Consider the following 2,407-nt stretch of genomic DNA (forward strand, 5'->3'; position numbering starts at 1 on the left):
CCGAAGGGCGCCTCGGCCGCCACCCGCTCCGCTGGGGCGCCACCGGTGTGGCCGGCCCGGATCAGCCAGGCCAACTCGGCGAGCTGGGCATGCTGGGCGCGGACGAACGCGGCGTCGACCGTCGCGCCGTGCCCCGGCACCACGACGGTCGCCGGCGTGAGGATCCGCAGCAGCTCGGCGACCGTGTCCGGCCACTGCAACGGGTACGACTCCTCGAACGCCGGCGGTCCGCTCTGCTCCACCAGGTCCCCGGCGACCAGCACGTCGGCGTCCGGTACGTGCACGACCAGGTCGGCGTCGGTGTGGCCCCGGCCGGGATGGCGCAGCACCACCCGGCGGCCCCCGATGTCGAGCACCGTCTCGGAGTGCACGGTGTGCGTCGGGGCGAGTAACTCGGTGTCGGTCAGCTCACCGGCCAGCGTCGGGTGCTCTTCGCGCATCTCCTCGTACGCCTCCCGGCGCAGCCGGTCCGGCTCCTCGCGCAGCGCCGCGGCGGCCCGCTCGTGCGCGTACACCGGGCGGGGTGGGTCGGCGGCGAGGGTCGCGTTGCCGAAGCAGTGGTCGAAGTGGTGGTGGGTGTTGACCAGCGTCCACGGGTGCGGGGTGACGGCGCGGGCCGCCTCGGCGAGGGCGGCGGCCTGACCGGCGGTGGAGAGCGTGTCGACCAGCAGGGCGGCGTCGTCGCCGACGACCAGCGTGACGTTGACCCGCAGCAGTGGCTCGCGGTACACGTGGACCCGGTCGGCGACCTCCACGAAGCGGCCGGTCATGACACCCGTGCCGCTCGCTCGACGAACCGCTGACGGTCGACGAGCAGGCGCTCGACCCGGCCGCGGGCGACCGTCTGGTTCCCGTCGGTGACGGTCACGTCGAACTGCAGCCGCCGGCCGTCCACGGCGACCAGCCGGGCCGACGCGAGCACCCGGCGGCCGACCGGGGTGGCGGCGAGGTGCTCCAGTTCGACGCGGACTCCGACGGTCGTCGACCCGCCCGGCATCGACGTCGCCGTCGCCGCCACGGTGGCCGCCTCGGCCAGCGCGAGGACCCGTGGCGTGCCCAGAACGGGTACGTCGCCCGAGCCGACCGCCTGCGCGGTGTCGGCGTCGGTCACCGTCAACTCGACCCGGGCGGTCAGGCCCGGCGCGAACGCGGGCTCCGGCTGCTCCTGCATGACCCTCAGCCTAGGTGCTCGTCCGGTGGCCGTTCACACCCGCGGCCAACCCGCCTTGACCGGGCGGCGACACCCCGCCGTGACACGCGCCATTGAGGGTCGAGTGGTCCACCGTCGGCCCGGGTGGAACCCGCCGTTAACCTTGAGCGCGATGTCTGTCGCGACCGATCCCCAGCCCCCCGCCCGGACCGACCCGCTGCCCGACCCGGACGGCGGGCGGCGACGTGTGGTCTCGATGTCGGTGTGGGCCGTCGCGTTCGTCGCCGGCTGGCTGTTCATCGGCCTGCCCACCGACCCGGCGTACGCGTTCCTCTGGATCTGGGCGGCGACCGTCGCCTGGAACTCCTCCCGCCCGTGGCGCAGCCACCTGCGCTTCGCCCGGGACTGGGTGCCGGTGGTGCTGCTCCTCGTGGCGTACAACCTGTCCCGGGGGTTCGCCGACAACGGTGCGACCCCGCACGCGTACGAGCTGATCGTCGCCGACCGGGTCATGTTCGGCTGGGCCACCGACGGTCAGGTGCCCACGGTCTGGCTCCAGCAGCACCTCTACCGACCCGAGGTGCAGTGGTGGGACGTGCTCGCCAGCTGGGTGTACTTCTCCCACTTCGTGGTGGCACTGGCCGCCGCCGCCGTGCTGTGGCTGCGGGACCGGGGGCGGTGGGCGGCGTTCATGCGCCGCTGGGGCTTCCTCTGCGCCACCGGCCTGGTCACCTACTTCCTCTACCCGGCGGCCCCGCCGTGGTGGGCGGCACAGAACGGCCTGCTGGAGGAGGTCGCGCGGATCTCCACCCGAGGGTGGAAGGCATTCGGCATGCACGGCGCCGGCAACCTGCTCAACGCCGGCCAGATCGCCTCGAACCCGGTCGCGGCGATGCCGTCGCTGCACACCGCCTTCGCCCTGTTCGTGGTGCTGTTCTTCCTGCGGGTCACCCGGAAGCGCTGGTGGCCGCTGCTGCTGGCGTACCCGCTGGCGATGACGTTCACCCTGGTCTACTGCGGCGAGCACTACGTGATCGACGTGCTCGTCGGCTGGGCGTACGTGGGGATGACCTTCCTGGTGGTCGGCCTCGGCGAGCGGTGGTGGGCGGCGCGACGCGCACGTCGTACCCCGTCGGATCCGCCGGCCGACGACGTGGCCGAGACCACCGCGACGGCGGTCCCGGCCGCTCGCTGACCCCGGCCCGCGCGGTTCAGCCGGCGCGGCGCGCGGCGCGGGCGCGGGCCATCAGCTCCGCG

3 protein-coding genes are annotated in these 2,407 nt (G+C 74.0%); 1 reads left to right on the forward strand and 2 read right to left on the reverse strand.

From position 1 onward, the window contains the following. Both AB0I76_RS27775 and AB0I76_RS27780 read right to left on the reverse strand, forming a co-directional pair. A partial coding sequence (locus AB0I76_RS27775) for an MBL fold metallo-hydrolase (RefSeq protein ID WP_357041452.1) occupies positions 1-770 on the reverse strand: 770 nt, incomplete at its 3' end. Next, complete coding sequence (locus tag AB0I76_RS27780; RefSeq protein WP_357041455.1) at positions 767-1,171, reverse strand: hotdog domain-containing protein; 405 nt, start codon at positions 1,169-1,171, stop codon at positions 767-769. The genes AB0I76_RS27780 and AB0I76_RS27775, both read right to left, overlap by 4 nt. Positions 1,172-1,322: 151 nt before the next feature. On the opposite strand from AB0I76_RS27780, the gene AB0I76_RS27785 reads away from it, so the two are divergent. Further along, positions 1,323-2,345, forward strand: a complete 1,023-nt coding sequence (locus tag AB0I76_RS27785) for a phosphatase PAP2 family protein (RefSeq protein ID WP_357041458.1) — start codon at positions 1,323-1,325, stop codon at positions 2,343-2,345. Positions 2,346-2,407 lie beyond the last annotated feature (62 nt).

The organism is Micromonospora sp. NPDC049799 (genome assembly GCF_040656655.1).
Classification (GTDB): domain Bacteria; phylum Actinomycetota; class Actinomycetes; order Mycobacteriales; family Micromonosporaceae; genus Micromonospora.